This window comes from Cytobacillus gottheilii (genome assembly GCF_018582665.1).
GTDB classification, from domain to species: domain Bacteria; phylum Bacillota; class Bacilli; order Bacillales; family Cytobacillaceae; genus Cytobacillus; species Cytobacillus gottheilii.
Genome location: NZ_CP071709.1, coordinates 3,150,495 through 3,174,357, shown reverse-complemented (window position 1 = coordinate 3,174,357; position 23,863 = coordinate 3,150,495). Strand labels below are relative to the sequence as shown.

Genomic DNA, 23,863 nt, shown 5'->3' with positions numbered 1-23,863 from the left:
TGTTTACATGGCGAGGCGGTTTTTCCTACGTCCCTTGAATCAACAGCCCCTTGCACTTTTCGGAAACTATGGTAAAATAGTTGAGGTGTTTATAGAGTAGACGATAGCGTCAATCACGGTGTGGGCCGAATGGCTCGTTTTTTGCAAAAGTGCTGCTTTTGTACATGCTCCAGTGAACGCTATTTTTTCATGTCTAAATGGATAATAAGAGGTGAGGGCAGTTTGCAAAATGATAAGCTGCATACTTATATAGAAAAATTAACGAAAGAACGCCCTCCTCTGCTGATGGAAATGGAACAGTACGCAGAGGAAAATGGCGTTCCTATTATGGAATTGGTCGGAATTGAAGCATTGCTTCAGTTATTAAGAATTCAGCAGGCAAAGTCCATCCTGGAGGTCGGAACGGCGATTGGCTATTCTGCACTTCGTATGGCACTGGCTTTACCTGAAAGCAAAATTGTCACATTAGAGAGAGACGAAGAACGGATCAAACTTGCCGGACAATATATCCAGCGTTCAGGACGGGAAGAGCAAATTATTCAGCTAACAGGAGATGCGCTTGAACTGGAGCAGGAAGTAAAGCATCATGGGCCATATGATGCCATTTTTATTGATGCGGCCAAGGGGCAATATCAGCGTTTCTTTGAAATGTATGCTCCTTTTTTAAAAGACGATGGCGTCATTGTCACGGATAATGTTTTATTTAAAGGGCTAGTATGTGAAGACGAGATTGAAAATAAGCGAATCCGCAGCTTAGTGAAAAAAATAAATCTGTTTAACGAATGGCTTATGTCACATGAAGATTACGACACAGTAATTCTTCCTGTTGGTGACGGTATTGCAATCAGTAAAAAGAGGTGAAGAATATGAAAAAGCCTGAATTGTTAGTGACTCCTAAGTCAGTTCAGCATATTGAAGAGTTAATTTCTGCCGGAGCAGATGCATTTGTCATCGGAGAACAGCGTTATGGTCTGCGGCTGCCAGCTGAATTTTCCAGAGAAGATGTGAAACAAGCAATACAACTTGCACATGCACATGGCAAAAAAGTGTATGTAGCGATGAATGCTATTTTTCATAATGACCTTGTAGCAGAGCTTGATGAGTATATTTCCTTTTTAAATGAGGTACAAGCAGATGCTGTTATTTATGGCGATCCGGCTGTTTTGATGGCAGCAAAAGCAGCTGCGCCAAATATGAAGCTTCATTGGAATACAGAAACCACTGCGACGAACTGGTATACATGTAACTACTGGGGAAGAAAAGGATCAAAACGAGCGGTTCTTGCCCGGGAAATTAATATGGATGCCATTATTGAAATCAAAGAACATGCTGAGGTTGAAATTGAGGTTCAAGTTCATGGTATGACAGCCATGTTCCAATCAAAGCGCTCCCTGCTTGGTAATTATTATGAGTATCAAGGAAAAGCTTTAAAGGTTGAAAATAGATCACAGGAAGATAATATGTTCCTGCATGATAAAGAACGTGAAAATAAATATCCGATTTTTGAAGATGAAAATGGCACACATATCATGAGTCCAAATGATATCTGCATCATTGATGAGCTTCAGGAGCTAATCGAAGCTGGCATTGATTCTTTTAAAATTGATGGAATTTTAAAAAGTGAAGAGTATATCACAACCGTGACTGGACTTTACCGCAAGGCGATTGATATTTGCAGCAAAGATCCAGACGAATATGAAGATATAAAAGACGAGCTTCTGCAGCAGGTAGAAGAAACCCAGCCGGCAAACAGATTGCTTGATACAGGCTTTTTCTTTAAAGAAACGGTTTATTAATAGCAGAAGGAGGCAGCATATGACGACCTTGAGTGATAGAGTTTCAGAAATCGTCGACGGAAAGCGTGTCATTGTGAAAAAGCCAGAGCTTCTTGCGCCAGCAGGAAATCTGGAAAAACTAAAAATCGCTGTGCATTATGGAGCAGATGCTGTTTTTATTGGCGGACAGGAATATGGCCTTCGCTCAAATGCAGGCAACTTTACGTTTGAGGAAATGAAAGAGGGCGTTGAATTTGCCCGTAAGTATGGTGCGAAAATTTATGTCACTACCAACATTTTTGCACATAATGAAAATATTGATGGTCTTGAAGACTATTTAAAAGGATTACAGGAAGCTGGAGTGGCAGGCATTATTGTTGCAGATCCGCTTATTATTGAAACATGCCGCCGTGTAGCGCCGGATGTTGAAGTGCATTTAAGCACTCAGCAGTCACTGTCTAACTGGAGAGCCGTTCAATTCTGGAAAGAAGAAGGCTTAGAGCGTGTCGTGCTTGCCCGTGAAACGAGTGCAGAGGACATTCAGGAAATGAAGGAAAAGGTTGATATTGAGATTGAAACCTTTATTCATGGTGCAATGTGTATTGCTTATTCTGGACGCTGTACGCTGAGCAACCATATGACAGCACGTGATTCCAACCGCGGCGGTTGCTGTCAATCATGCCGCTGGGATTATGATTTATATCAGCTTGAAGATGAAAAAGAAGTACCGCTTTTCACTGATGATGATGAAGCATTTGCGATGAGTCCTAAGGATTTGAAGCTGGTTGAATCCATTCCGCGCATGATTGAGATGGGCATTGACAGCTTAAAAATCGAAGGAAGAATGAAGTCTATTCACTATATTGCAACAGTTGTCAGCGTATACCGCAAAGTGATTGACGCTTACTGTGCAGATCCAGAAAACTTTGTCATCAAGCCAGAGTGGCTAAAAGAGCTTGATAAATGTGCAAACAGAGAAACAGCTCCAGCCTTTTTTGAGGGCGTACCTGGGGTTCAAGAGCAAATGTTTGGCAATCATAGCAAGAAAACGAACTTTGATTTTGTCGGACTTGTTCTTGATTATAATGAAGAAACACAAGTGGTTACACTGCAGCAGCGTAACTTCTTTAAACCGGGTGAAGAGGTTGAATTCTTTGGTCCGGAAATCGAAAATTTCAAGGTTGTTGTGGATAAAATTTGGGACGAAAAAGGCAATGAACTGGATGCAGCACGTCATCCATTGCAAATTGTACATTTCAAAGTGGATCAGCCCGTTTACCCGAATAACATGATGCGGAAGGAGATTTAAAAAATGAGTCGCAAACCAGTTGTTATCGGTGTAGCAGGGGGCTCAGGCTCTGGAAAAACAAGCGTTACAAAGTCTATCTATGAAAGCTTTAAAGGGCACTCTATCCTGCTGCTTGAACAGGATTACTATTATAAAGATCAAGGGCATCTTCCTTTTGAGGAACGGTTAAAAACCAATTATGATCATCCACTTGCATTTGATAATGACCTGCTTATTGAACATATTCAAAAATTGCTTAATCATGAGGAGATTGCTAAGCCAGTCTATGATTATGCGATGCACACAAGATCAGATGAATTTATTATGGTTGAACCGAAGGATGTTATTATTTTAGAAGGTATTTTAGTCTTAGAGGACGAACGCCTCCGCGATCTTATGGATATCAAGCTTTTTGTTGATACAGATGCAGATTTGCGCATAATTCGCCGTCTGTTTAGAGACATTAAAGAGCGTGGACGTTCAATGGATTCTGTCATTGAACAATATGTGAACGTTGTGCGCCCGATGCATAATCAATTTATTGAGCCAACGAAAAGATATGCTGATGTGATTATCCCTGAGGGTGGTCATAATCATGTGGCGATTGACTTAATGGTCACAAAAATCAAAACAATTCTTGAACAAAAGTCTATTTTATGAAACAATAGCATAGAAAATGTAAGGAACATATTTTCTTAAAAGGATTGACACATCGTGTTAATGCTTTATAATGGATGAAATAATGCGCGCCCTTTTTAAAAGGACGCGCTCCTGTGCATTTTAACTAAAATGTGAACAGTGTACATACATTTTGACACAAATGCCCCTTTGGGTGTGTGAATACAGAAGGAGTGAAGATCTTGGCTACAGAAAAAGTATTTCCAATGACACAGGCAGGAAAAGAAAAGCTTGAACAAGAATTAGAACAATTAAAATCAGTAAAGCGTAAAGAAGTAGTTGAAAGAATTAAGATTGCCCGCAGTTTCGGTGATCTATCAGAAAACTCTGAGTATGATTCTGCAAAAGAGGAGCAAGCATTTGTTGAGGGCAGAATCACAACGCTTGAAAATATGATCCGCAACGCTAAAATAATTGAAGAAGAAGATATGAGCACAGATGGCGTTTCTTTAGGCCGCTCTGTGACATTCGTTGAGCTTCCAGACGGTGATGAAGAAACGTATACTATCGTGGGAAGCGCTGAAGCTGATCCTTTCGATGGGAAAATCTCAAACGATTCTCCAATCGCGAAAAGCTTGCTTGGACGCAAAGTTGGAGATGAAGTAACTGTTCAAACACCAGGCGGTGACATGAACGTCCGCATCGTATCAATTAAGTAAGCGGTTTTATTTTAACTTCATAAGTTTGAAAAAACAAAACCTCGTCAAAACTTTTGACGAGGTGTTTTTTATGTGGAGAAAAAGAGCTGTTTTTATTTTAGCTGCTTGTATGGTCCTTCTGTCTGTTTTATTAGGACGACTTGCACAGATCCAATTGCTTCAAACTGAAAATTTCACAGAGAATGGGATTAACTTATTAGAAGCGAGCGTGCAGCAGAGATCTCAGGAAATGGTCTTAGATACAGGCAGAGGCAATTTTTTAGACCGTCATGGTAACCCGCTTACACATACATACAAGCCAGTACTCATACTATTTCCTTTTTTAGCAAACATGGAGTGGGATGTGAAGCAGGTTTCTGATATAACAGGAGCTTCAGAATATGCTCTAAGACATGCGGTTGAGCAGGCAAAGGAGCCGATTGCTTATGGAGAACCCAAACCTTTAGAGCTGACAAGTGCACAAATGGATCAAATCAACGAGCTGCAAATTCCTGGTGTTTTTGCCGTAGATAAGAAATATCATCTTCTGGATAATCCCGCAGAACAATTAATTGGCATCACCAGTATGAACAAGGAGGTCGTCCAGCAGCGTTATCCGGACAAGCAGCTTTCTGAGGATACGATGGTGGGCGTTACGGGAATGGAGAAAAGCTTCGATGAATTTCTGCTTCCTGAAGGGAATTCAAAGCTTGTTTATCATGTGGATGCCATTGGAGGGCCTTTATTTGGGATCGATGTTAAATATGTTGAGCCTGCAAACCCATATTATCCCGTCAATATTCGGACGACGCTTGACCATGATATTCAAGAACTGGCCGAAGAGCTAACAGACAAACATGAAATAAAGAGAGGCGGTTTAGTACTAATCGATATTGAAACCAATTCCGTGCTTGCATCCGTTTCACGGCCAGTGATAAATAAAAATAATCCCTTTGATGAAGAGACGGGCGGGAGCGAAAATCTCATGGTCAAGCAGCAGATTATGGGCTCTATTTTTAAAACGGTCGTAGCCGCTGCGGCGATTGATTATAAGCTGACCGACTCCAGCCGTTTGTTTGATTGCAGCAAAACGATTACAGGTGATCCTGATTTAAACTATGATCATGGAATGCTGAATTTTAATGATAGTTTTGCGAGAAGCTGCAATAATACATTTGCCACACTGGCAAAAGAATTAAAAGAGATCGACCCGCATATATTGGAGGAGTACGCCGAAAAGCTCTCATTAACAGGCGGAGTTGGCTGGCATGGAGATCTCTATCATCTCGAAGACTTCCATCAGCTGCAGGATGAAGAAAAAGGCAGAGTCTTTTTATCAGAGGATGCGAGAGAAGACAGTAATTTCGTCGGTTTAACAGGAATTGGCCAGCATGAGGTTCGCGCAACTCCGATTGCGGTTGCTAATATGATGGCGGCTATTGCTAGAGGCGGGAAAAAAGAAATGGTTCGTGTTGCATCAGGTGTTGAATATAAGAACCATACATCACTGCTGGAATTTAAGGAGAAGTCACTTGCGGGTGATACGCTATCACCTTATACAGCCATAAATATGCAAAAGCTGCTGAGGGAGGTTGTCCTTGATGAAGAAGGGACAGGCAGATGGTTTCAAAACTTGCCATATGCTGTAGCTGGAAAATCGGGAACCGCGCAAACAGGTGCTATGTCAGGCGGAGTCGAACTGCATAATAAATGGTTTGCAGGATATTTTCCATACGAACAGCCGAAATATGCGCTTGTAGCCGTTAATCTTGGAGTGCCGGCTAATTCAGGCGGAGTGAATCCTCTCTTTGCCGAACTGGTCGAAAAGCTGCATGCCTATGATCAGGAATACAATTGATGAGAAAAAATGAAACTTTTGGACTGGCATTCCCGTCATATATAGGTGAATGAAGAGATTTCTAATGGTGCCATTCTCCCTTTTAGCTTGAAGAAGAATAGGATTCTTTTTGTTTTCCTGCTATTCATGGTAGAATGGTTTTCAGCAAATCTGTCTAGAAGAATTTGCACATACTTTCTAAATAAAGAATGTCTTTTTGGGAGGAGAACACGATGAAAGGCAATCAAGAGGAATATTCCAGATATGGAAAACGATCAAAGCGAAAAAAAACCAACATCATTTTAAATAGTTTAATTGTGGTTGTATTATTGCTGATCATCATCGTTTCCTATGCCGTTTTTTCAGGAAATGACAATGATAACCAGGCAGCAAACGGAGCTGAAAATGAAGAACAGACAACAGAAACCAATGAAAATGAACCTGCCGACACCACAGAGGATGTAACGGAGCCAGCTGATACAGAAGATGAAGAAACACAAGAAGATCAAGAAACGTCTGGAAATGAAAACGAAGAAAATGAAGAACAGACTTCCGATGAAGTAGCACCAGCTGATTCCAGTCAGGAGGTCGTTACAGAGGGCAGTGAGGATTCCAACATCATCCGCACGATTGAAAATCCAGCGTGGCAGCCAGTAGGCACTGTGCAAACAGAGCACCCAAGTGCGGTATATGACTCAAGTTCAGTGGACTGGCAGGAAAGTGTGAAAGCCATCACCTATGCAACAGGTCTTCCTGAAGAAAATATGACTATAATCTTCCTCGGCAATAACGGCGTCAATAAATCCGTTGCAACCGTCCGCTCAAAAGACCGAACTGAAAACTACCGTGTTTATATTGATTGGGTTGACGGCGAAGGCTGGAAGCCGGTGAAGGTGGAAGAACTTAGGGAGATTCAGTAGGTTAAGAAATATGAAACTTGTATATAAAATTCAAGGTAACGATGCAGCAGAATGATTAGAAACTAACATTTCTAATCATTCTGCTTTTTTATTACACTTTTACGACCCAAATGGTAATAAACTTCAGGTACACTGGTAAGAGGTATTTTAACGAAATAAGAATGGGAACGTCCAAATCAGACGTTCCTTTTTTGCTGTTTATTGTAATTATTTCGCCTTAAAATGCACAACCGCCGTAAAAAACGTTTTCCCTTTTTCATCCACATGCATCTGATGGCCAACATGGTGAACGCGCAGCATTAAAGGTTTATTTTCCTCGATTTGAGCGTTGATTTTTGTCTCCAATGTTTTTAAGTCGACAGCTTCGAAAAATTCCACTTTATCTTCAATATAGTCAAAATGAATATTCATGTGTTTAAGATCCTCTCTGTTATGATGTTATGCTTATTTTATAACAATAAAAATTTCTTGAAAAGAAGGGTTGATAATTGAAAGTTGCCACTTCCTGTGGTACATTGGGAACAAGTTTTGTTTTAATTCATAGTATACTCATAGGAATTATAAGTTTATGGAGAGTGAGTACAAAATGGGAAAAGAATTTCTTGAGCTTTTTGAAAATTGGGCAGACAGTTATGATGATACCGTTACAGGGCATGATATTGAATATAAAGAAGTTTTTAAGCATTATGATCCTTTATTAGAGGAAGTGGCAAAACGCTCTTTTGGAAGGGTGCTGGAATTTGGTCCGGGCACCGGGAATCTGACAAGGAAGCTATTAGACAATGGGTTAACTGTTACGGGGATCGAGCCTTCCCCCGCTATGAGAAAAGTAGCACAAACTAAGCTAGCCGGCGAAGCTGAGATCCTTGATGGCGATTTCCTTCACTTTGCGATCAAAGGACAGGTCGACACGATTGTCAGCAGCTATGCTTTTCATCATTTGACAGATGAAGAGAAAGGCTATGCCATTAGCAATTATGGCAAACTTCTTCCCTCTGGTGGTAAAATAGTGTTTGCGGACACGATGTATGAATCCAAGGACGCATATGAGGAAGCAATTGCTTCTGCACAGGAAAACGGCTTCCATAATTTAGCTGAAGACTTGCAAAGGGAATATTACACAACCATCCCTGTATTAAAAGCCTTCATGGAACAAAACAACTTTACAGTAACATTTTCTCGTGTAAATGATTTTGTCTGGATTATGGAAGGAGTTAAAAAATAAGGAAGAGGTAATTAAAACAATGAAAATCGCAATTATCGGAGCAATGGAAGAAGAAGTAACGATCCTAAGAGACAAAATAACGAATCAAACAGTCGAAACAATTGCAGGCTGTGAATATACAACAGGTGAGATGGATGGAGCAGACGTGATTCTGCTTCGTTCAGGTATTGGAAAAGTGAATGCGGCAATGTCTACAACCGTTTTATTGGATCGCTTCAAGCCGGATTATGTGATCAATACAGGTTCTGCTGGCGGATTAAACCCAGAACTGAATGTCGGCGATGTCGTGATCTCTTCAGAAGTAAGACACCATGATGTGGATGTAACAGCATTTGGCTATGAATATGGTCAGGTACCACAGCTGCCTGCAGCTTTTACAGCAAATGAAAAGCTAGTGAAAATTGCGGAGGAATGTGCAAAAGAATCAGGCGACATTCAAGTAGTGCGCGGCTTAATCGCAACAGGAGATTCGTTTATGAGTGACCCTGTTCGTGTAGAGGCAGTGAGAGAAAAGTTTGAGGATCTGCAGGCAGTTGAAATGGAAGCAGCTGCAATTGCACAGGTTTGTCACCAATTTAACATTCCATTTGTCGTGATTCGATCTCTATCCGATATCGCCGGCAAGGAATCAGATATTTCATTTGACAAGTTTCTTGAAACAGCAGCATTGCATTCAGCAAACTTAGTCATGAGCATCACATCTTCCATTAAAAATAATGGCTAAATAAAGGAATTGATTGGCTTGAACGTATATAAAAACATTCATGAATTAATCGGCCATACTCCTATCGTTGAAATCACCCAGTTCGAGCTTCCAAAGGCTGTCCGCCTTTTTGCGAAGCTCGAATTTATGAATCCGGGCGGCAGTGTGAAAGACCGCCTTGGCCAGGAGCTTTTACATGCGGCTTTTGCCAGCGGAGAGCTGAAGAAAGGCGGCACTGTAATTGAGCCGACAGCCGGCAACACGGGCATTGGTTTAGCGCTTGCTGCCATCAAACATGGAGTAAAGGTTATCGTCTGCATGCCCGAGAAATTCAGTATCGAAAAGCAGGAAATCATGAAAGCGCTTGGAGCGGACATTATCCATACGCCAACAAGCGAAGGAATGGCTGGGGCCATCAGAAAGGCGAAGGAATTATTAAAAGAAATTCCTGGTTCTTACTGCCCGCAGCAATTCGCAAATCCGGCAAACCCAGACACCTACTACAAAACACTTGGACCAGAGCTTTATAAGCAGATGGACGGCCAGTTGGATATTTTCGTAGCTGGTGCAGGAACCGGCGGCACATTCATGGGAACAGCCCGCTATTTAAAAGAGCAAAATCAAGAGATCAAAACGGTGATTGTGGAACCAGAAGGCTCTATTTTAAATGGAGGAGAATCTGGTCCCCACAAAACAGAAGGAATTGGCATGGAGTTTTTGCCGGACTATATGGATCCCGCTTATTTTAACGAGATTCATACCATTCTGGATATGGATGCGTTCGCACGAGTAAAAGAGCTGGCACAAAAGGAAGGTTTACTGGTTGGGAGTTCTTCAGGAGCCGCTTTTCATGCTGCCCTGGAGGAAGCGAAAAAGGCACCGGAAGGAACCAATATACTGGTTATTTTCCCGGATGCCAGTGAACGATACTTAAGTAAAAAGATTTTCGATGGAGGGATTTAAATGAAAAGAAAAACAAGGCTGATTCACGGTGGTATCGCTGGTGACCCGCATACTGGCGCTGTATCTGTGCCGATTTATCAGGTCAGCACTTACAAGCAGGAGAGCGTAGGAAAGCACAGCGGTTTTGAATATTCGCGTACAGGCAACCCAACTCGCCATGCGTTAGAAGAACTGATTAAAGATCTAGAAGGCGGTCATGCCGGCTTTGCTTTTGGATCTGGAATGGCGGCCATTACAGCGGTTATGATGCTATTCAAGAGCGGCGATCATGTGATTTTAACAGACGATGTGTACGGCGGTACTTTCCGTGTCATGTCAAAAGTGTTAAACCGCTTTGGGATTGAGTCTACGTTTGTAGATACAAGCAATCTGGACAATATTGAGAAGGCGGTTCAATCGAATACCGTTGCATTGTATTTAGAAACACCAACAAACCCGCTATTGAAAATTACAGATATCGAGGGTGCGGTGGCAGAGGCGAAAAAGCATAATCTGCTGACGATTGTTGATAATACATTCTCAACTCCTTACTGGCAGACACCAATCGAAAATGGTGCTGATATTGTGCTGCACAGTGCAACGAAATACATTGGCGGCCATAGTGATGTCGTGGCAGGACTTGTTGTTGTGAACAGCGAAAAATTAGCCGAAGATCTGCATTTCGTGCAAAATTCCACTGGCGGCGTGCTTGGACCGCAGGATTCCTGGCTTTTAATGCGCGGCATTAAAACACTGGGCGTGCGCATGGAAGAAACGGAGAAAAATACACATGATATTGTGGAGTTCTTAAAAAATCATCCTGCTGTTGAAAAGGTATTCTATCCAGGCCTAGAAGAGCATCCAAACCATGAGATTGCTAAAAAGCAGGCTGGCGGCTTTGGCGGTATGGTTTCCTTTGATGTGGGCAGCGGCGAAAATGCCGATAAGCTTCTGACAAAGATTAAATACTTTACGCTGGCCGAAAGCCTTGGTGCTGTGGAAAGCTTAATCTCAGTTCCAGCGCGGATGACACATGCGTCAATTCCGGCAGAACGCAGAGCTGAACTTGGCATTACAGAAGGACTTGTGCGCATCTCGGTTGGATTAGAAGACGCTGAGGATTTAATTGAAGATTTGAAGAATGCGTTGGAAGATTAATTTTAATGCTTGAGACTCTCCTTTGCGGGGAGTCTTTTTTTAGCAGTATGGGATAAGAGCGGGTGCAGCAACGCACCAGTCTTATTTACATAATTTACATATACTCTCACCCTGTCAGGCATGTTAAAGTAGATTTATAGTTTTTAAGAGAGAGACATACACATCAACGGGGTGATGAGATGAAACAAAATGCAAAAGGTTTATATGAAAAAATGCTAGATTTCAAACGATTTGCGATCTCCCTTCTGGCTGTAGGCTCGTTTTTTTATTTAGGAATGATTCTGCCAACGGAACAAGCGCTGGCTGATTCACATATTATGACAGCAGCATCTGTTTTCTTTTTAGCAGGAGCGATCTTCTTTTTTGTGCGCTCACGTAAATGCCGTTCATTACTTGCAGAGACTGAAGGCGGAGACGAATATTTGATGAAGAAATAGAAACGCCGGAGAGGCGTTTTTTTTGTGCGCTTTTTTTGGGGGGCGGTGCTGTGTGGGTATGGGGTTTGGCGGAAAAAAGGTCGTTTTTGGCGGATAAATGAAAATAACGGCGGATATCTGTTTTTCTAAGCAGCAGAATGTTGAATGGTTACAATAGCAAGGCAGCTAGACCACTAAGATGGCAGTTATGTTTTGAGTTTGGCGAATAAAAGGTCGCTTACGGCGAATATATGAAAATAACGGCGAATAAAAATTTTTGAAGGCGAATATATCTGTTTAACGGCGAATAAATTTTCTGGACGGCGAATATCTGATTTTCGAAACAGTAAATTCATACGAAATGGTTGCTGTTTCACGGCCGTTCAGTAGGCAAGACAACATTTTTGCATAATTTTTCAAATTATTGTTTACAAAATTGGTTTTTGTGGATATACTTACCAATGTAAGTGAAAAATTCTAAAAGGAGGTCGAAGAAAATGATGATGAAAAACGTTGTAATTGAACAATTGAATCAAACTTCATATGTAACGAATTCGACCGACTTGGACTGGATCGCTTAATTTAAATTTGTCTATCCATGCCGCAGGGAGATTCGTTTCCTGCGGCATTTTTGTGCCCTTTTGCCGCAGGAGCAGTATGCCCTGCGGCTTTTTGCTGCCCAAAAATAGGCTCAAGGATAGAAAAAAAGAGGAGGTGGTATGCATGACCCTAAATATTCTGTTTTTCACCGTTACCATTCATAAGCGCAAAATGACAACAGAAGATGCTCTTCGCGAAGAAATGTGTCACAAGCTTATGGAAGAAAACCGTGATCGTCAATTCTCACTTTACGGCAGATTTTAATTTTAAGAACAAAAATACAAGGAAAGGCGGGGAATAAGATGTTATTTATGATGCAAGGCAGGCTGGCAATATTCTATGTGGAGAAGGACTCCACCTAACGGCAAAGGGGAGTGGTATACATGTCATTGCATATACTCATTTTTACATTAGGTTTTAGGCGAAAAAAAAACAAGAAAAGTCACATTGATTAACAAAACGTTCACAACCCCTTTGATCCACCAGGAATCAGCTATGCTACATTAAAGGTAAGAAATGGTGATAAGGGGTGGAGGCATGTTTATAATCGTGATGGGACTGGTTATATGCGGGTCAATTGGCTGCATTATCGCCGCCGAAGTCAGTGTGGAATAGAAGAAAGGATCAGCACCCAAATGCTGATCCTTTTTTTATTGCCGTCTATCCCTCGGAAAAAACCACAAAAATGCCACGATCGCAATCGCCGCAGCCATAATAAGAATCGGCCTTAGGGCAAATCCATTAAAAATAAGCTCTCCAGTTGAAGCCAAAACAATGATGATGAGCGTAATAGCCAAGATAATTTTCTGTGCAGGCAAGTCTCTAACCTCTTTCAACTATGATAATTTAATCATACAGAAAAAGGGGAGAGTTTGTCTAATGAGGCATAAAATTCAGCCTAGTGATTATACAAAGCAGATTGTCTGCATAAGGCATATTATTTTAAAAAATTATTGAACGGAAAATTTTTGCTGATAATAAATTACTTATGAATTATGAACCATTAACTGTTAAATATTGGATTAGAATGACAACATAAATTAAATTGCTAAAGAGAATTTGTATTTTAATCAGTCACAAATACAACAACCGAATACACTAAGTGAGGAACTATTAAATTATAGTGGATAGGGAGTGAGTAATATTTAATGCTCTATCATGATAAAAAATATAAAAAAATTAACCTGCAAAAAAAATCTAACAAAAAATACCGATGCAATTCATGTACCCCTGTTACCGAGTATTGTGGAATAACTGGTGCAACCGGACCGGCCGGACCAACGGGAGCAACGGGAGCAGCAGGGCCAGTGGGACCAACGGGAGCAACGGGAGCAACGGGAGCAGCGGGAGCAGCGGGACCAGCGGGAGCAACAGGGCCAATCGGACCAGCGGGAGCAACCGGAGCAGCGGGACCAGAGGGACCAGCGGGAGCAACGGGAGCAACCGGAGCAGCGGGACCAGAGGGACCAGCGGGAGCAACGGGAGCAACGGGAGCAGCAGGACCAGCGGGAGCAACGGGAGCAGGGGGAGCAACCGGAGCAGCAGGAGCAACAGGGCCAGAGGGACCAGCGGGAGCAACCGGAGCAACGGGAGCAGCGGGAGCAACAGGAGCAACAGGAGCAACGGGAGCAGCAGGAGCAACGGGAGCAGCAGGACCAGCGGGAGTAACAGGAGCAGCAGGACCAGCGGGAGCAACAGGACCAGCGGGAGCAACGGGAGCAACAGGAGCAACGGGAGCAACAGGGCCAATCGGACCAGCGGGAGCAACAGGACCAGCGGGAGTAACAGGAGCAGCAGGAGCAACGGGAGCAGCGGGACCAGCGGGAGCAACGGGAGCAACGGGAGCAGCAGGACCAGCGGGAGCAACGGGAGCAGCGGGACCAGCGGGAGCAACGGGAGCAGCGGGACCAGCGGGAGCAACGGGAGCAACGGGAGCAGCAGGACCAGCGGGAGCAACGGGAGCAAAGGAAGCAGCGGGGCAAGAGGGACCAGCGGGAGCAACGGGATCAGCAGGACCAGCAGGAGCAACCGGAGCAGCGGGACCAGCGGGAGCAACGGGAGCAACCGGATCAGCAGGACCAGCGGGAGCAACGGGAGCAACAGGACCAGTTGGGCCACCTGGAGCACAAGGAGGCATCGTCAGTTTTGCAGATTTTTTTGCCTTAATGCCTTCCGATAATCCGGAACCAATTGTTCCTGGCACTGATGTAAGCTTCCCGCAAGATGGACCAACTAGCGGAGCGGCAATAACTCGCACTAGTCTCAGCAACTTTAACTTAGCTGCAGTTGGAACTTACCAAGTCTTATTTCAGGTAAGTGCTAGTGAAACAGGACAACTGCTTTTAACTCTCAATGGAAGTGAGTTAGCATATACGGCAGTCGGGCGTGCAACAGGCACCACTCAAATTGTTGGAATAGCTCTGATAACTACCACAGTCGTTAATTCAATACTCACTGTTAGAAACCCTGCTGGAGATGCAATAGCCTTAACAATAACACCTCAAGCCGGAGGAACAAGACCAGTTTCTGCGCACCTTGTAATCACTCAATTAAGTTAAAGAGAAATTAGGTGCTGATTTCATTTAAATAGTTTTGTACTAATCTCGTAAAATAGGAACCATATAACAATCCCACATTAATGAAAACTCCAAATACAATTCAGTTTATAATTTATGTGGGATTGTACTAAAAATCTTTGATTATCTAACCGGAAACAGAAAACCCAATACCGTAAATGTTTAAATTTATATTTTTTATTTTTACATTCATCAAAATTATTTAATCGTAAATATTTAGGATTTGACTGAACTTAGTGCCCTAATCCAAATTATGCTAATTAAAATATGAAGTAGGACAGACAAAAACAACTCCGCCCTCACATAGGAATTAGGTATAGGAAAAAGTCTTGAAAGCGGGGGTGGCAGAAATGTCCGGAATTTTAACAGCACTCGGATTTATGGTAAAGGAAATCATCTTCCTTGTTTCATACGTAAAAAACAATGCCTTTCCACAGCCGCTGTCAGCAGCAGATGAGAAAAAATATTTGCGGCTAATGGCAGAAGGCGATGCCCATGCGCGCAATATGCTGATTGAGCATAACTTACGGCTTGTTGCCCATATTGTGAAAAAATTTGAAAATACAGGTGAAGATTCTGAAGACCTGATCTCAATTGGAACGATCGGCTTAATCAAAGCCATTGAAAGCTATTCAGAAGGCAAAGGAACAAAGCTCGCGACATACGCAGCCAGATGTATTGAAAATGAAATTCTTATGCATCTGAGAGCGCTGAAGAAAACGAAGAAAGACGTTTCGCTGCATGATCCGATTGGGCAGGATAAGGAAGGGAATGAAATCTCCCTCATCGACGTCCTCAAATCGGAATCCGAAGATGTCATCAATACCATCCAGCTCAACATGGAGCTTGAGAAGGTTCGCGAATACATTGATGTCCTCGATGGCCGCGAAAGAGAGGTCATTGTTGGAAGGTTTGGCCTTGATCTGAAAAAGGAAAAAACCCAGCGAGAAATTGCCAAAGAGCTTAACATATCCCGCAGCTATGTCTCCCGTATTGAAAAACGCGCTTTAATGAAAATGTTTCATGAGTTTTATCGGGCGGAGAAGGAGAAGCGGAATAAGAATACTTAAATGAATGATAAGCAGCTTTTTCAGGGAGATCCTTTGAAAAAGCTGTTTTTATTTTTCTTGTTATCTCCCTTTTTAACCATAATTAATGCTTAATAATTTTGTGAAATCAATAAATCAAATATAATTAACTTACTTTAATTAAAATCTTATCTATTATTGGCACAAATGATTCAAGAAGGTGAACTATATTGAAAAATTTTATTGTACGAAACTTAATAACTCTTATTATTACCTCTATTATCCTTACAGCTTTTATGCTACTGGGTTTTTGGGAAGGAAATGAAGATTTCTTTCTTACTTTGTTAGTGTTATTTTCATATACTACACTTTTTATCTTCTTATACGGGGTTATTTCATCAATCGTTGCAGAGTTGTTAACTATATTGTTTTGGAAAGGTAAGCGAAAAGTAGTAAAAGTATTAGTTTATTTAGGCTCTCTTGCAATATTTTCTTATTCAGCACCAAATATTGTCTATGTTTTTTACGCATTTATTATGGCAATTTTTTATTTTATATTAGATGAAGTATTTAGAAAATAAATGTATAACATTAGCTGTTTTCCATGGAAATTTGATCTTTTATTGCTTCATCAACTAAGTCCAACGCTTTAAGTCTTCTTTCTAAAAGTGTTCTTTGCGGACTGCCAGCCTTTGACTTGGCATAACTGCTTTCAACAGAAGGAGTTAAAGCAAGAAGGACCTTTTGGGCACCTGCTAACTCTGTGTGACTATGAGAATGGGGGACTTCATTCCAAACATTTTCTAGCATAGCAAGCCCAATTTTACAGGCATCCAGCCGTTTTTTTACCAGAGTTGTATTTGCACCCTTTTGATTCATTTGGGCATAGGCTTTTTCCAGTTTTTTGATTGTTGATTGCATTGATTTAAGGCACTCAAATTGATCTTCATTCGATATGATTTCCATGTTCGATTGTCTTCTCTTTCCTATTTTTTTTGAAAGGCAAATTATTTAAAGATGGAGCGCCATCCTTATAATAGAATGGCGCTTAATATAATTTTCCCTTTGTTACAATAACCCCTTTGCCCCCAACCATCACTCTTGGATCTTCTTCATTCATTAATTTTGTAATGATTTTTGACGGTCTTCCCATGCTATTTCCCTGAAGAAAAGTGTACTCCTGATTAAATTGCTGTAATACATTGTTTTTGAAAAGATAATAGGTTAATGCAGCGTTTGAAGTGCCTGTTGCGGATTCTTCATTAATGCCATAGAGCGGACAGAAGTTTCTGCTCTCAGCAATCCCTACCCTCGTATCAAGAGTAAAGGCATGGACACCACCCACGTTATGGATCTTTGAATACTCAGCAAGTGCTTTAAAATCAGGATTTAGAGCATATAAAGCATCCTTCGTTTTAATCGGAAGCATGATATCCCACAGACCAGTACTTGCAGACTGAGGTACCAGATGGCAGTCTGTACTGCCTATTTGGTTTTCATCCATGTTGAAGAGGTTCGCCAAATGGACATAATTATCGAATGTTTTCCCAAGCATAGGTTCAGCTTGCTCCATCATAATAAAAGATTGATTGATTTCAACAGCAAGTGTCCCCGCGAGTGTTTTTATAAAATATCTATTATTATCTTCAACATCGTTGTTATCCAATAAGGCTGTGAAGGATGCGATTGTAGCATGCCCACAAAGTTCCACCTGGGAGGTCGGTGTGAAGTACTTAATTTCAAAATGGTTAAGGTCTATTTTCTTAATAAATGCTGTCTCTGAAAAGCGAACTTCTGCAGCAAATTTCTGCATAAACTCTTCGTCTAAATGTTCGTGGATCACTACACCTGCCGGATTTCCACCAAATCTTGTTTCTGTAAAAGCGTCAATTACATAATATAACAATTTTTCAATCTCCTTTTTAGTTATTTGAATAGATAATGAAAAGCATTTCATTTTTATGGGATTTTAGCAAATATTTTATAAAGTAATTGTATCACTAGCAAAAAAAGGAAGGAATCCCCTCTAATATAATTGAAATAGTAACCTATGAAAAGAGAGGGAGTTTTACCATGCAACTGCATATAAACAAAGAATCAAAAAAAGAAGATAAACAATATGTTGACGACGCACTTTACAAGTTCAACCTCGAGCATTTTCCCAAGGATTTGGGAGGTAGATATGAAGAAATTAATCTATTTCTTAAGGATGATAATGGCAAGGTTTATGGTGGAATCTTAGCTGCAGTCTGCTGGAACTGGCTGGAGATTTATACGTTTATTTTAGATGAAGACATTCGGCACTCCGGGTATGGGACAACATTATTAACAGAGCTGGAGGCCATTGCTTTGGATAAAAAATGTAATTTCATAAAAGTTGATACTTTGAGTTTTCAGGCGTTAGATTTTTATCAAAAGAATGGCTATGAAGTGTTTGGCAGCATCGATCAAGTTGGAAGAGAATTTGTGCATTATTATTTAAAGAAGGACTTATCTATTAAATAAAAATTAGTTTAAGTGCTTTTAGTTTATTGAATTAAAGCCCCTCAACTCAACCAACCTTAAGGGGCTCTTTTTCATCAGGATGCTGGCTGGAACTTGATGAATCTTTTTTATGCAATGCCATTAATAAGATCATGCCAATGATACAAAGTGTGCCTAGCCACTGGAAAAAGCCAAAGGATTCTTTTAGCCAAAAGACAGTTGTTAAAACAGCTGCGAACGGTTCGATGCTGCCCAGCAGACTTGATTCTTTAGGTGACAGGCTTTGCAGGCTTTCGATATAAAACCAAAAGGCAATCATGGTTCCGAAAATGATGACAAAAGCTAAATAGGCATAAACTTCTAATGTTAAGCTATTAAAATTCATTTGCCGTGGCGGGTGGATGAAACTTAATGCACTTCCGCCGATGATCATCGCCCAGCCGACGATCACAAGTGAATCATATTGCTTCAGTAGCGGGACGGCATTTAATGTATAAAAGGCAAGGGCGATTCCAGATAAAACTCCCCAAATGATGGCAGGTGCTGGTACAGATAATTGCGAGACGGAGCCATTTGTTAATAAGAAAAAACAGCCAATTAATGCGAGAGAAACAGTCAGCAGATCTCTTCCCGTCAGAATGGTTTGTTTGCGTAAAATTAAGTATAAGATAATCATAACGGGTGCTAAATACTGTAATAGAGTTGCAACGGCTGCATTTCCATGTTCAATTGAAGCCATGTAAGTGTATTGAACGGCAAGCATACCGAGTAACCCGAAGATCACTAAGTGAAGAGCGGTTTTTCTTGTTTTCCATACTCCGATTATTTGGGAACGGTCTTTTTTTAAATATTGAACTGTTAAGAGTAAAAGACCTGCAATGAGCAAGCGGGTTGTGACCAGCCAATTGACGTCGATTCCTAATTCAAATAGCTTTTTAGCTGCTGTACCGCCGACTCCCCAAAACATTGCTCCAGTTATAACAAGAAACATTCCCTTTCGTCTATTCATGTTTGATTTTCCACCTCGAATATAAAAATAGTGTTATAATACTTTAAATAATAAATGGAAAACCTTAGGAATAATACTAAAATCGGTTCGTAAAATATCATGATATTGAGGCGGTTGTATGCAAATTATAGATTTTATGATTGACCAAAATTTAAGAGAATTGACTGAACATCGTACCATGGTACTGCCGATTGCCTGTTATGAAACGGTCATTAACCAAAATGTTAATGGATATATACCGCTTCATTGGCATGATGAGTTTCAGTTTGTACTTGTTATAAATGGGGAAGCCGATTTTCAGATAAATGAAGAGAAGGTTACGGTGCAAGAAGGGGAGGGGCTCTTTATAAATAGCAGCTGCCTCCATAGTGCAGAAGATAAAAACGATTCAGGCTGTGCTTATATTTGTTTGAATATTGCTCCGGGTTTTGTACTGCCGCAAGAACTTTATGCCATTTATGTAAAACCTTACACTGAAGCAACAAATATCCCTTATATCAAATTGATCCATGCAGAAGGCTGGGGATTTAATATATTGGACTCTATTAGAAAGATTCATCAGCTAATAAAAGAAACTCCTTCCTGCTACCAAATTGATATCAGTTTTCATTTGAATTTAATCTGGAAAAACCTCATGATGCATGGCATCCAATTAGAATTTGAGCAAGCGGAAATGATGAAGAGTCAAAGAATGAAACACATGTTAGATTGGATTCATGTCCATTACGCTGAAAAAATCCTGTTAGATGATATTGCTAATGCAGGCCAATTAAGCAGATCTGAATGCTGTCGATATTTTAAACGGATATTGAAGACCACACCATTAAACTATGTCACACACTATCGTATTCAAAAAAGTTTAATTTTACTGAAGCAGCCTGAATCAAATATTACCGATGTTGCCTATAGTGTAGGATTTAACAGCACAAGCTATTATATTGAAAGGTTTCGAAAAACAATGGATACAACACCATTAGTATACAAGAAACTACATATGTCCTGACTGACGATTGTCTTACTATAGTTAAAAAAATTTGAGAAATTAATAACCATAATTGGCTATTGTACAAACACTTTCTAGAAAATATGGTAAAATAATATCATGCACAATGAACAATCCTGCAACGAAAATCACAGTGTAATTTGAGTGTAGGATATTTATAAAAAAAGAGCATATCAATGTAATTGGTTGAATACGTTGTCTTTTAATTGCATCGATTAAGAGAAATTATATCGAGATAACATATTTTTATAATAGAATCCATTTAACAATAAAATGTTTTACCAATAATCTGATATTTTGCATAAAAGGATCTCATTAAAATGATATATTTTATGGACTCCTTAGAAAATAAGAGACAACAGTATTGTGAGGACCTTTCAAAATGATCGACAATGATTTATTACCTAGTATAAAAATTTACCGGATGATTATCAGCATTCTGATTATCTTAATGAGTTCAGGGCTAATGTTAATTTTTGAAGTAAATGAACGTACCATTACTTCGACTTTACTTTTTCAATTGTTACTTGTTATCATAATTTCTATCCTATTCATTCTGTTCCCAAAAAGAGATTCAGAAAGTTTTAGAGCGGCAATCATTCTTTTTATGTCTGGCTATTTTTTCTTTATGTATTTACAATTTCCTGATCGGTTTGCTTCGCTGCTAATGATTAGTTATCTCCCTGTTATTCCTGTGTTGTTTCTTCATACAAGATTATTTTATATTACCTTGGTGAGTAATATAACAATAACCATTAGCATCTTTATGTACTTCATGATGACGGAAACAGGAACTACACTTGTTTACACCTATATAGACTATGCAGGGGTTGCCATTAACTTTGTTGCCTCCCAAATAATCCTGCTGTTCCTTTTCCAGCTTTTCAAAAAGAAGATGAAGGACCAGGAACGTTATTATGTTCAAATGAAGGAAGATGAAAAACTGCGAACTACTGGACAGTTAGCGGCAGCTGTTGCTCATGAAATCAGAAATCCTATCACAGTAGTTAAAGGGTTTATTCAATTGCATGAGGGAGACGAGGCAATTCCAGAACATATCAAAAAGCACTACCATTTGATGCTGGATCAGCTTCAAGACGCGGAAACCGTTATATCCAATTTTTTATCATTGGCAAAGCCAGCAGAAACTAAAACTGAGATTGTTTCGGTCAACCCTGCTCTTCACACCGTAATGGATCTGCTCAACACATATGCATTGTTCGATACTATTCATATTGAGTTAGAGATTGAAGATGACTACGAAATTCAATGCAATATCCTGGAGTTTAAGCAGTTATTTGTTAATCTATTAAAGAATGCAATCGAAGCTTCACATCACGGAGATACGATTCGTATAAAAGTTACAGGTAATCAAGATGCAGTAAAAATTGTCATCATTGATAGCGGTTCTGGAATGAATCAGGAACAGCTGGAGCAAATCGGAACGCCATTCTATTCATTGAAAGCAAGAGGCACAGGAATAGGATTAATGATTTGTTTTAATATCGTCCAAAAATATGATGGCACCATTAACTTTTGGAGCGAGGAAGGAAAAGGGACAGAGGTTACGGTGACTTTTCCGGTTGTGAAAGCATAGGAATGTAGAAATTATTTTTGCATCTGTTAACGAGAATCCTAAAACAAGATTATATAGTTAAAAGAAGCTAGTATATTAGCTTCTTTTTTTGTTATTCAGAAGACCCATTTTTCAGATTAGAGAAGGATTCAGACAGTTTTTATCGAAACCATTTAATAATAATACATAAAATGGAAGTGGTGGGGGTGATTTATTTTACATGTTTACCAAATTTAAAGATAGGCGTTACTGGATATTAATGCCCCCTTTTTTGATCATTGGGTTTATATTAGTTCTTTATTTGCCTCAAAAATTAAAACCATTTGCAATTCTTACTGCACTTGTCTTTTGGATTGTATACTACACTTGGAATGGGCTCAGTAAAACAAATGAAGAAAAAGAGAAAATGGATAAATAATCCATTAGAACTGTGTCCTTGAAGGAGATTTTATGGAACGTAAACAATATATTTACACCTTTATTACAGCTGGCCTGCTCCTTATGATCTGGATGCTTTATTCGGTAATCCAGCCACCCAAGTGGGAAGCAACTTCTCAAAACGGTCTGTGGAGAGGGGATTATAATCGGGAAGCTGGTGCCCCGAAAGGAGATTGGATCGGCTATCTTTATTGGCATGGAGAAAAGGAGATTGTTTTTACAGGTGCAAAGCTTATAAGAAATGGTGAGGAAATACATCAGCTAGAATACCGAAACGATAAGCTAGCAGAGGAAAATAATAAAATAACCTATATTCATAGCTGGGATTCCATGTTCCAAAATAAGGAGGATGAGCTTCAATTACAGGTTTATTGGGAAGATTCGAATGGAAAACATGAAGATCTCATTAATTTATCACCAAAAAAGCGTTTATTTGTAGTGCCAAGCTGGTTGTATTAATGTCTTTTATTCAATATATCAATGATTCTATTTAATAAGGCGATAATGATAGAAAGTAATGCAATTATAATGATCATTATGCTGTAGTATTCATCAAAACGAAGAAATGCTGAAATGATAGAGAAAGAAATGATTGAAAGCATAATGGTCAGTAGTGTGAGTACGACATATTTCCCCATAAATACCTCCATTGGTTCACGGAAGAGACTAATTAATCTTCCTTTTTGATATTATCTATTTTATCTAGTTTGGCTGAGATCTCTTTAAGGATTTTATTTCTCTCGCCTTGTGCGCTAACGATGGAAACAATGCCCCAGATAATGAAGACGATCACAGCTAAATTAATGAATAGAGGAATAATTGATACAAAAGATAAAATCATTTAATTAACCACCTTTATAAGTGTTTTTTAAATTCACATGAGGTGATCATGCAATTAAGTCAAAGTTAACTTATTAAAAACTTACAAAGTGCATGATACATTTGAATGCACATCATGCTTTCTTTCTCTTTTTCCATAATAAAATGATAAGACTTGCAATGAAAATACTCATTATCAAAGGTGTTAAGAATAAAGAATGAATATGATTACTAATAGTGCTGTGTAAATACATACCGACCATGATGCCAATAAAACCTGCTATATATTTTTTCATCTTGATCCCGCCTCTACAGTTATTTACTACTGCTTTAATATAAAATATTCTCTTATAAACGCTCCCATAGAAACAGAGGTGAAAATAATCAGAACCGTATGAATGAATCGAATAAAAGGCAAGGAAGAAAAAATTATTTGAATGGCTGATAAAATAGTAATGAGGGAAAAAATGAAACAAAATACAATTAAATACTTGGGGTTAAGTTGATTCAAAAAGACACCACCTTATGTAAGTTACCTTCATTTTAGCACAATATATGGAAAATTTCAGAAGAAATAAAATATTCTTGCCGGCTGGCAAGCATAAAGGACAGAGTCGAAAGCTTAGCGGATTAAATACTGCCATTGACTCGAATGTTCTCCAGTGCTTCTAGTTACTGCCTTATGAAGGTATAAAAAAGAAGGGCTGTAATCGAACCCTTCTCCACGATGGTGACCTTTGCTGAAGTTCT

Annotated in this window: 28 protein-coding genes; 21 read left to right on the top strand and 7 right to left on the bottom strand. The window is 39.8% G+C overall.

Going from position 1 to position 23,863, the window contains the following annotated elements; translation table 11 throughout:
• The first annotated feature begins 222 nt into the window (after positions 1–222).
• From J1899_RS15775 to J1899_RS15745, 7 genes are all read left to right on the top strand, one after another.
• Positions 223–861, top strand: a complete 639-nt coding sequence (locus tag J1899_RS15775; protein WP_246586498.1) for an O-methyltransferase — start codon at positions 223–225, stop codon at positions 859–861.
• A 5-nt stretch (positions 862–866) separates the two neighbouring features.
• Entirely contained in the window at positions 867–1,796 is a 930-nt protein-coding gene (locus J1899_RS15770) for a peptidase U32 family protein (protein ID WP_214475122.1), read from the top strand.
• A 19-nt stretch (positions 1,797–1,815) separates the two neighbouring features.
• Positions 1,816–3,084, top strand: coding sequence for a peptidase U32 family protein (locus J1899_RS15765; protein WP_151573366.1), 1,269 nt, complete (start codon positions 1,816–1,818; stop codon positions 3,082–3,084).
• Positions 3,085–3,087: 3 nt separating this feature from the next.
• A complete protein-coding gene (udk, locus tag J1899_RS15760) occupies positions 3,088–3,723 on the top strand; it encodes a uridine kinase (protein ID WP_066443235.1) in 636 nt (211 codons plus the stop codon).
• Between the two features lie 200 nt (positions 3,724–3,923).
• Positions 3,924–4,400, top strand: a complete 477-nt coding sequence (gene greA / locus J1899_RS15755; protein WP_066443236.1) for a transcription elongation factor GreA — start codon at positions 3,924–3,926, stop codon at positions 4,398–4,400.
• Positions 4,401–4,470: 70 nt separating this feature from the next.
• On the top strand, positions 4,471–6,237 hold the full coding sequence (locus J1899_RS15750) for a peptidoglycan D,D-transpeptidase FtsI family protein (RefSeq protein ID WP_214475120.1): 1,767 nt from the start codon (positions 4,471–4,473) through the stop codon (positions 6,235–6,237).
• Between the two features lie 212 nt (positions 6,238–6,449).
• On the top strand, positions 6,450–7,136 hold the full coding sequence (locus tag J1899_RS15745) for a YrrS family protein (protein WP_214475118.1): 687 nt from the start codon (positions 6,450–6,452) through the stop codon (positions 7,134–7,136).
• Positions 7,137–7,343: 207 nt separating this feature from the next.
• Here J1899_RS15745 and J1899_RS15740 read toward each other — a convergent pair whose 3' ends face one another.
• Positions 7,344–7,547 carry a DUF2536 family protein gene (locus tag J1899_RS15740; protein WP_214475116.1) on the bottom strand — a complete coding sequence of 68 codons (204 nt, stop codon included), beginning with the start codon at positions 7,545–7,547 and terminating at the stop codon, positions 7,344–7,346.
• A 175-nt stretch (positions 7,548–7,722) separates the two neighbouring features.
• Here J1899_RS15740 and J1899_RS15735 point away from each other — a divergent pair, with 175 nt between their 5' ends.
• The 6 genes from J1899_RS15735 to J1899_RS15710 all read left to right on the top strand — a co-directional run bounded on the left by J1899_RS15735 (position 7,723) and on the right by J1899_RS15710 (position 12,444).
• Positions 7,723–8,361: a class I SAM-dependent methyltransferase gene (locus J1899_RS15735; protein WP_214475115.1), complete on the top strand. Its 639-nt coding sequence runs from the start codon at positions 7,723–7,725 to the stop codon at positions 8,359–8,361.
• Between the two features lie 19 nt (positions 8,362–8,380).
• On the top strand, positions 8,381–9,085 hold the full coding sequence (gene mtnN / locus J1899_RS15730; protein WP_066443245.1) for a 5'-methylthioadenosine/S-adenosylhomocysteine nucleosidase: 705 nt from the start codon (positions 8,381–8,383) through the stop codon (positions 9,083–9,085).
• 18 nt (positions 9,086–9,103) lie between these two features.
• Positions 9,104–10,027, top strand: a complete 924-nt coding sequence (locus tag J1899_RS15725) for a PLP-dependent cysteine synthase family protein (RefSeq protein ID WP_214475113.1) — start codon at positions 9,104–9,106, stop codon at positions 10,025–10,027.
• On the top strand, positions 10,028–11,164 hold the full coding sequence (locus J1899_RS15720) for a bifunctional cystathionine gamma-lyase/homocysteine desulfhydrase (RefSeq protein ID WP_214475110.1): 1,137 nt from the start codon (positions 10,028–10,030) through the stop codon (positions 11,162–11,164).
• 179 nt (positions 11,165–11,343) lie between these two features.
• A complete protein-coding gene (locus J1899_RS15715) occupies positions 11,344–11,601 on the top strand; it encodes a YrhC family protein (RefSeq protein WP_066443250.1) in 258 nt (85 codons plus the stop codon).
• A gap of 702 nt (positions 11,602–12,303) precedes the next feature.
• A complete protein-coding gene (locus J1899_RS15710; RefSeq protein ID WP_080844821.1) occupies positions 12,304–12,444 on the top strand; it encodes a YrzI family small protein in 141 nt (46 codons plus the stop codon).
• A gap of 386 nt (positions 12,445–12,830) precedes the next feature.
• On the opposite strand, the gene J1899_RS15705 is transcribed toward J1899_RS15710, so the two are convergent.
• Positions 12,831–12,998, bottom strand: a complete 168-nt coding sequence (locus tag J1899_RS15705) for a hypothetical protein (RefSeq protein WP_161598847.1) — start codon at positions 12,996–12,998, stop codon at positions 12,831–12,833.
• Positions 12,999–13,328: 330 nt separating this feature from the next.
• Here J1899_RS15705 and J1899_RS22645 point away from each other — a divergent pair, with 330 nt between their 5' ends.
• The 3 genes from J1899_RS22645 (at position 13,329) to J1899_RS15690 (ending at position 16,365) form a co-directional block, all read left to right on the top strand.
• Positions 13,329–14,738: a hypothetical protein gene (locus J1899_RS22645; RefSeq protein ID WP_246586497.1), complete on the top strand. Its 1,410-nt coding sequence runs from the start codon at positions 13,329–13,331 to the stop codon at positions 14,736–14,738.
• 368 nt (positions 14,739–15,106) lie between these two features.
• On the top strand, positions 15,107–15,826 hold the full coding sequence (gene sigK / locus J1899_RS15695; RefSeq protein WP_214475108.1) for an RNA polymerase sporulation sigma factor SigK: 720 nt from the start codon (positions 15,107–15,109) through the stop codon (positions 15,824–15,826).
• A 188-nt stretch (positions 15,827–16,014) separates the two neighbouring features.
• The gene (locus J1899_RS15690) at positions 16,015–16,365 is read left to right on the top strand and encodes a hypothetical protein (RefSeq protein ID WP_066443319.1); all 351 of its coding nucleotides are present in this window, start codon (positions 16,015–16,017) and stop codon (positions 16,363–16,365) included.
• Positions 16,366–16,375: 10 nt separating this feature from the next.
• On the opposite strand, the gene J1899_RS15685 is transcribed toward J1899_RS15690, so the two are convergent.
• Entirely contained in the window at positions 16,376–16,750 is a 375-nt protein-coding gene (locus tag J1899_RS15685; protein ID WP_214475106.1) for a hypothetical protein, read from the bottom strand.
• 82 nt (positions 16,751–16,832) lie between these two features.
• Entirely contained in the window at positions 16,833–17,690 is an 858-nt protein-coding gene (locus J1899_RS15680) for a PhzF family phenazine biosynthesis protein (RefSeq protein ID WP_214475104.1), read from the bottom strand.
• 167 nt (positions 17,691–17,857) lie between these two features.
• On the opposite strand from J1899_RS15680, the gene J1899_RS15675 reads away from it, so the two are divergent.
• On the top strand, positions 17,858–18,289 hold the full coding sequence (locus J1899_RS15675) for a GNAT family N-acetyltransferase (protein ID WP_214475102.1): 432 nt from the start codon (positions 17,858–17,860) through the stop codon (positions 18,287–18,289).
• 46 nt (positions 18,290–18,335) lie between these two features.
• Here the strand turns inward: J1899_RS15675 and J1899_RS15670 are convergent, their stop codons facing one another.
• Positions 18,336–19,277: a DMT family transporter gene (locus J1899_RS15670; RefSeq protein ID WP_214475100.1), complete on the bottom strand. Its 942-nt coding sequence runs from the start codon at positions 19,275–19,277 to the stop codon at positions 18,336–18,338.
• 118 nt (positions 19,278–19,395) lie between these two features.
• Here J1899_RS15670 and J1899_RS15665 point away from each other — a divergent pair, with 118 nt between their 5' ends.
• From J1899_RS15665 to J1899_RS15650, 4 genes are all read left to right on the top strand, one after another.
• Positions 19,396–20,280, top strand: a complete 885-nt coding sequence (locus tag J1899_RS15665) for an AraC family transcriptional regulator (RefSeq protein ID WP_214475098.1) — start codon at positions 19,396–19,398, stop codon at positions 20,278–20,280.
• A 382-nt stretch (positions 20,281–20,662) separates the two neighbouring features.
• A complete protein-coding gene (locus J1899_RS15660; protein WP_214475096.1) occupies positions 20,663–21,877 on the top strand; it encodes a sensor histidine kinase in 1,215 nt (404 codons plus the stop codon).
• Positions 21,878–22,076: 199 nt separating this feature from the next.
• Positions 22,077–22,274 carry a hypothetical protein gene (locus J1899_RS15655; protein ID WP_214475094.1) on the top strand — a complete coding sequence of 66 codons (198 nt, stop codon included), beginning with the start codon at positions 22,077–22,079 and terminating at the stop codon, positions 22,272–22,274.
• Between the two features lie 32 nt (positions 22,275–22,306).
• Positions 22,307–22,753 carry a hypothetical protein gene (locus J1899_RS15650; RefSeq protein WP_214475093.1) on the top strand — a complete coding sequence of 149 codons (447 nt, stop codon included), beginning with the start codon at positions 22,307–22,309 and terminating at the stop codon, positions 22,751–22,753.
• On the opposite strand, the gene J1899_RS15645 is transcribed toward J1899_RS15650, so the two are convergent.
• Both J1899_RS15645 and J1899_RS15640 read right to left on the bottom strand, forming a co-directional pair.
• On the bottom strand, positions 22,750–22,932 hold the full coding sequence (locus tag J1899_RS15645; RefSeq protein WP_066443338.1) for a hypothetical protein: 183 nt from the start codon (positions 22,930–22,932) through the stop codon (positions 22,750–22,752). The two genes, J1899_RS15650 and J1899_RS15645, sit on opposite strands and share 4 nt — an antisense overlap.
• 32 nt (positions 22,933–22,964) lie before the next feature.
• Positions 22,965–23,135, bottom strand: coding sequence for a hypothetical protein (locus J1899_RS15640; protein WP_156495729.1), 171 nt, complete (start codon positions 23,133–23,135; stop codon positions 22,965–22,967).
• Positions 23,136–23,863 lie beyond the last annotated feature (728 nt).

What these genes read in the sequence shown, in the direction of transcription:
- J1899_RS15670 (WP_214475100.1), bottom strand. Translation starts at nt 19,277, where the DNA reads ATGAATAGACGAAAGGGAATGTTTCTTGTTATAACTGGAGCAATGTTT.
- J1899_RS15645 (WP_066443338.1), bottom strand. Translation starts at nt 22,932, where the DNA reads ATGGGGAAATATGTCGTACTCACACTACTGACCATTATGCTTTCAATC.
- J1899_RS15765 (WP_151573366.1), top strand. Translation starts at nt 1,816, where the DNA reads ATGACGACCTTGAGTGATAGAGTTTCAGAAATCGTCGACGGAAAGCGT.
- J1899_RS15770 (WP_214475122.1), top strand. Translation starts at nt 867, where the DNA reads ATGAAAAAGCCTGAATTGTTAGTGACTCCTAAGTCAGTTCAGCATATT.
- J1899_RS15745 (WP_214475118.1), top strand. Translation starts at nt 6,450, where the DNA reads ATGAAAGGCAATCAAGAGGAATATTCCAGATATGGAAAACGATCAAAG.
- J1899_RS15740 (WP_214475116.1), bottom strand. Translation starts at nt 7,547, where the DNA reads ATGAATATTCATTTTGACTATATTGAAGATAAAGTGGAATTTTTCGAA.
- J1899_RS15665 (WP_214475098.1), top strand. Translation starts at nt 19,396, where the DNA reads ATGCAAATTATAGATTTTATGATTGACCAAAATTTAAGAGAATTGACT.
- J1899_RS15710 (WP_080844821.1), top strand. Translation starts at nt 12,304, where the DNA reads ATGACCCTAAATATTCTGTTTTTCACCGTTACCATTCATAAGCGCAAA.
- J1899_RS15735 (WP_214475115.1), top strand. Translation starts at nt 7,723, where the DNA reads ATGGGAAAAGAATTTCTTGAGCTTTTTGAAAATTGGGCAGACAGTTAT.
- J1899_RS22645 (WP_246586497.1), top strand. Translation starts at nt 13,329, where the DNA reads ATGCTCTATCATGATAAAAAATATAAAAAAATTAACCTGCAAAAAAAA.
- J1899_RS15720 (WP_214475110.1), top strand. Translation starts at nt 10,028, where the DNA reads ATGAAAAGAAAAACAAGGCTGATTCACGGTGGTATCGCTGGTGACCCG.
- J1899_RS15685 (WP_214475106.1), bottom strand. Translation starts at nt 16,750, where the DNA reads ATGGAAATCATATCGAATGAAGATCAATTTGAGTGCCTTAAATCAATG.
- J1899_RS15660 (WP_214475096.1), top strand. Translation starts at nt 20,663, where the DNA reads ATGATCGACAATGATTTATTACCTAGTATAAAAATTTACCGGATGATT.
- udk (WP_066443235.1), top strand. Translation starts at nt 3,088, where the DNA reads ATGAGTCGCAAACCAGTTGTTATCGGTGTAGCAGGGGGCTCAGGCTCT.
- J1899_RS15715 (WP_066443250.1), top strand. Translation starts at nt 11,344, where the DNA reads ATGAAACAAAATGCAAAAGGTTTATATGAAAAAATGCTAGATTTCAAA.
- J1899_RS15750 (WP_214475120.1), top strand. Translation starts at nt 4,471, where the DNA reads ATGTGGAGAAAAAGAGCTGTTTTTATTTTAGCTGCTTGTATGGTCCTT.
- mtnN (WP_066443245.1), top strand. Translation starts at nt 8,381, where the DNA reads ATGAAAATCGCAATTATCGGAGCAATGGAAGAAGAAGTAACGATCCTA.
- J1899_RS15640 (WP_156495729.1), bottom strand. Translation starts at nt 23,135, where the DNA reads ATGATTTTATCTTTTGTATCAATTATTCCTCTATTCATTAATTTAGCT.
- J1899_RS15655 (WP_214475094.1), top strand. Translation starts at nt 22,077, where the DNA reads ATGTTTACCAAATTTAAAGATAGGCGTTACTGGATATTAATGCCCCCT.
- J1899_RS15675 (WP_214475102.1), top strand. Translation starts at nt 17,858, where the DNA reads ATGCAACTGCATATAAACAAAGAATCAAAAAAAGAAGATAAACAATAT.
- J1899_RS15650 (WP_214475093.1), top strand. Translation starts at nt 22,307, where the DNA reads ATGGAACGTAAACAATATATTTACACCTTTATTACAGCTGGCCTGCTC.
- sigK (WP_214475108.1), top strand. Translation starts at nt 15,107, where the DNA reads ATGTCCGGAATTTTAACAGCACTCGGATTTATGGTAAAGGAAATCATC.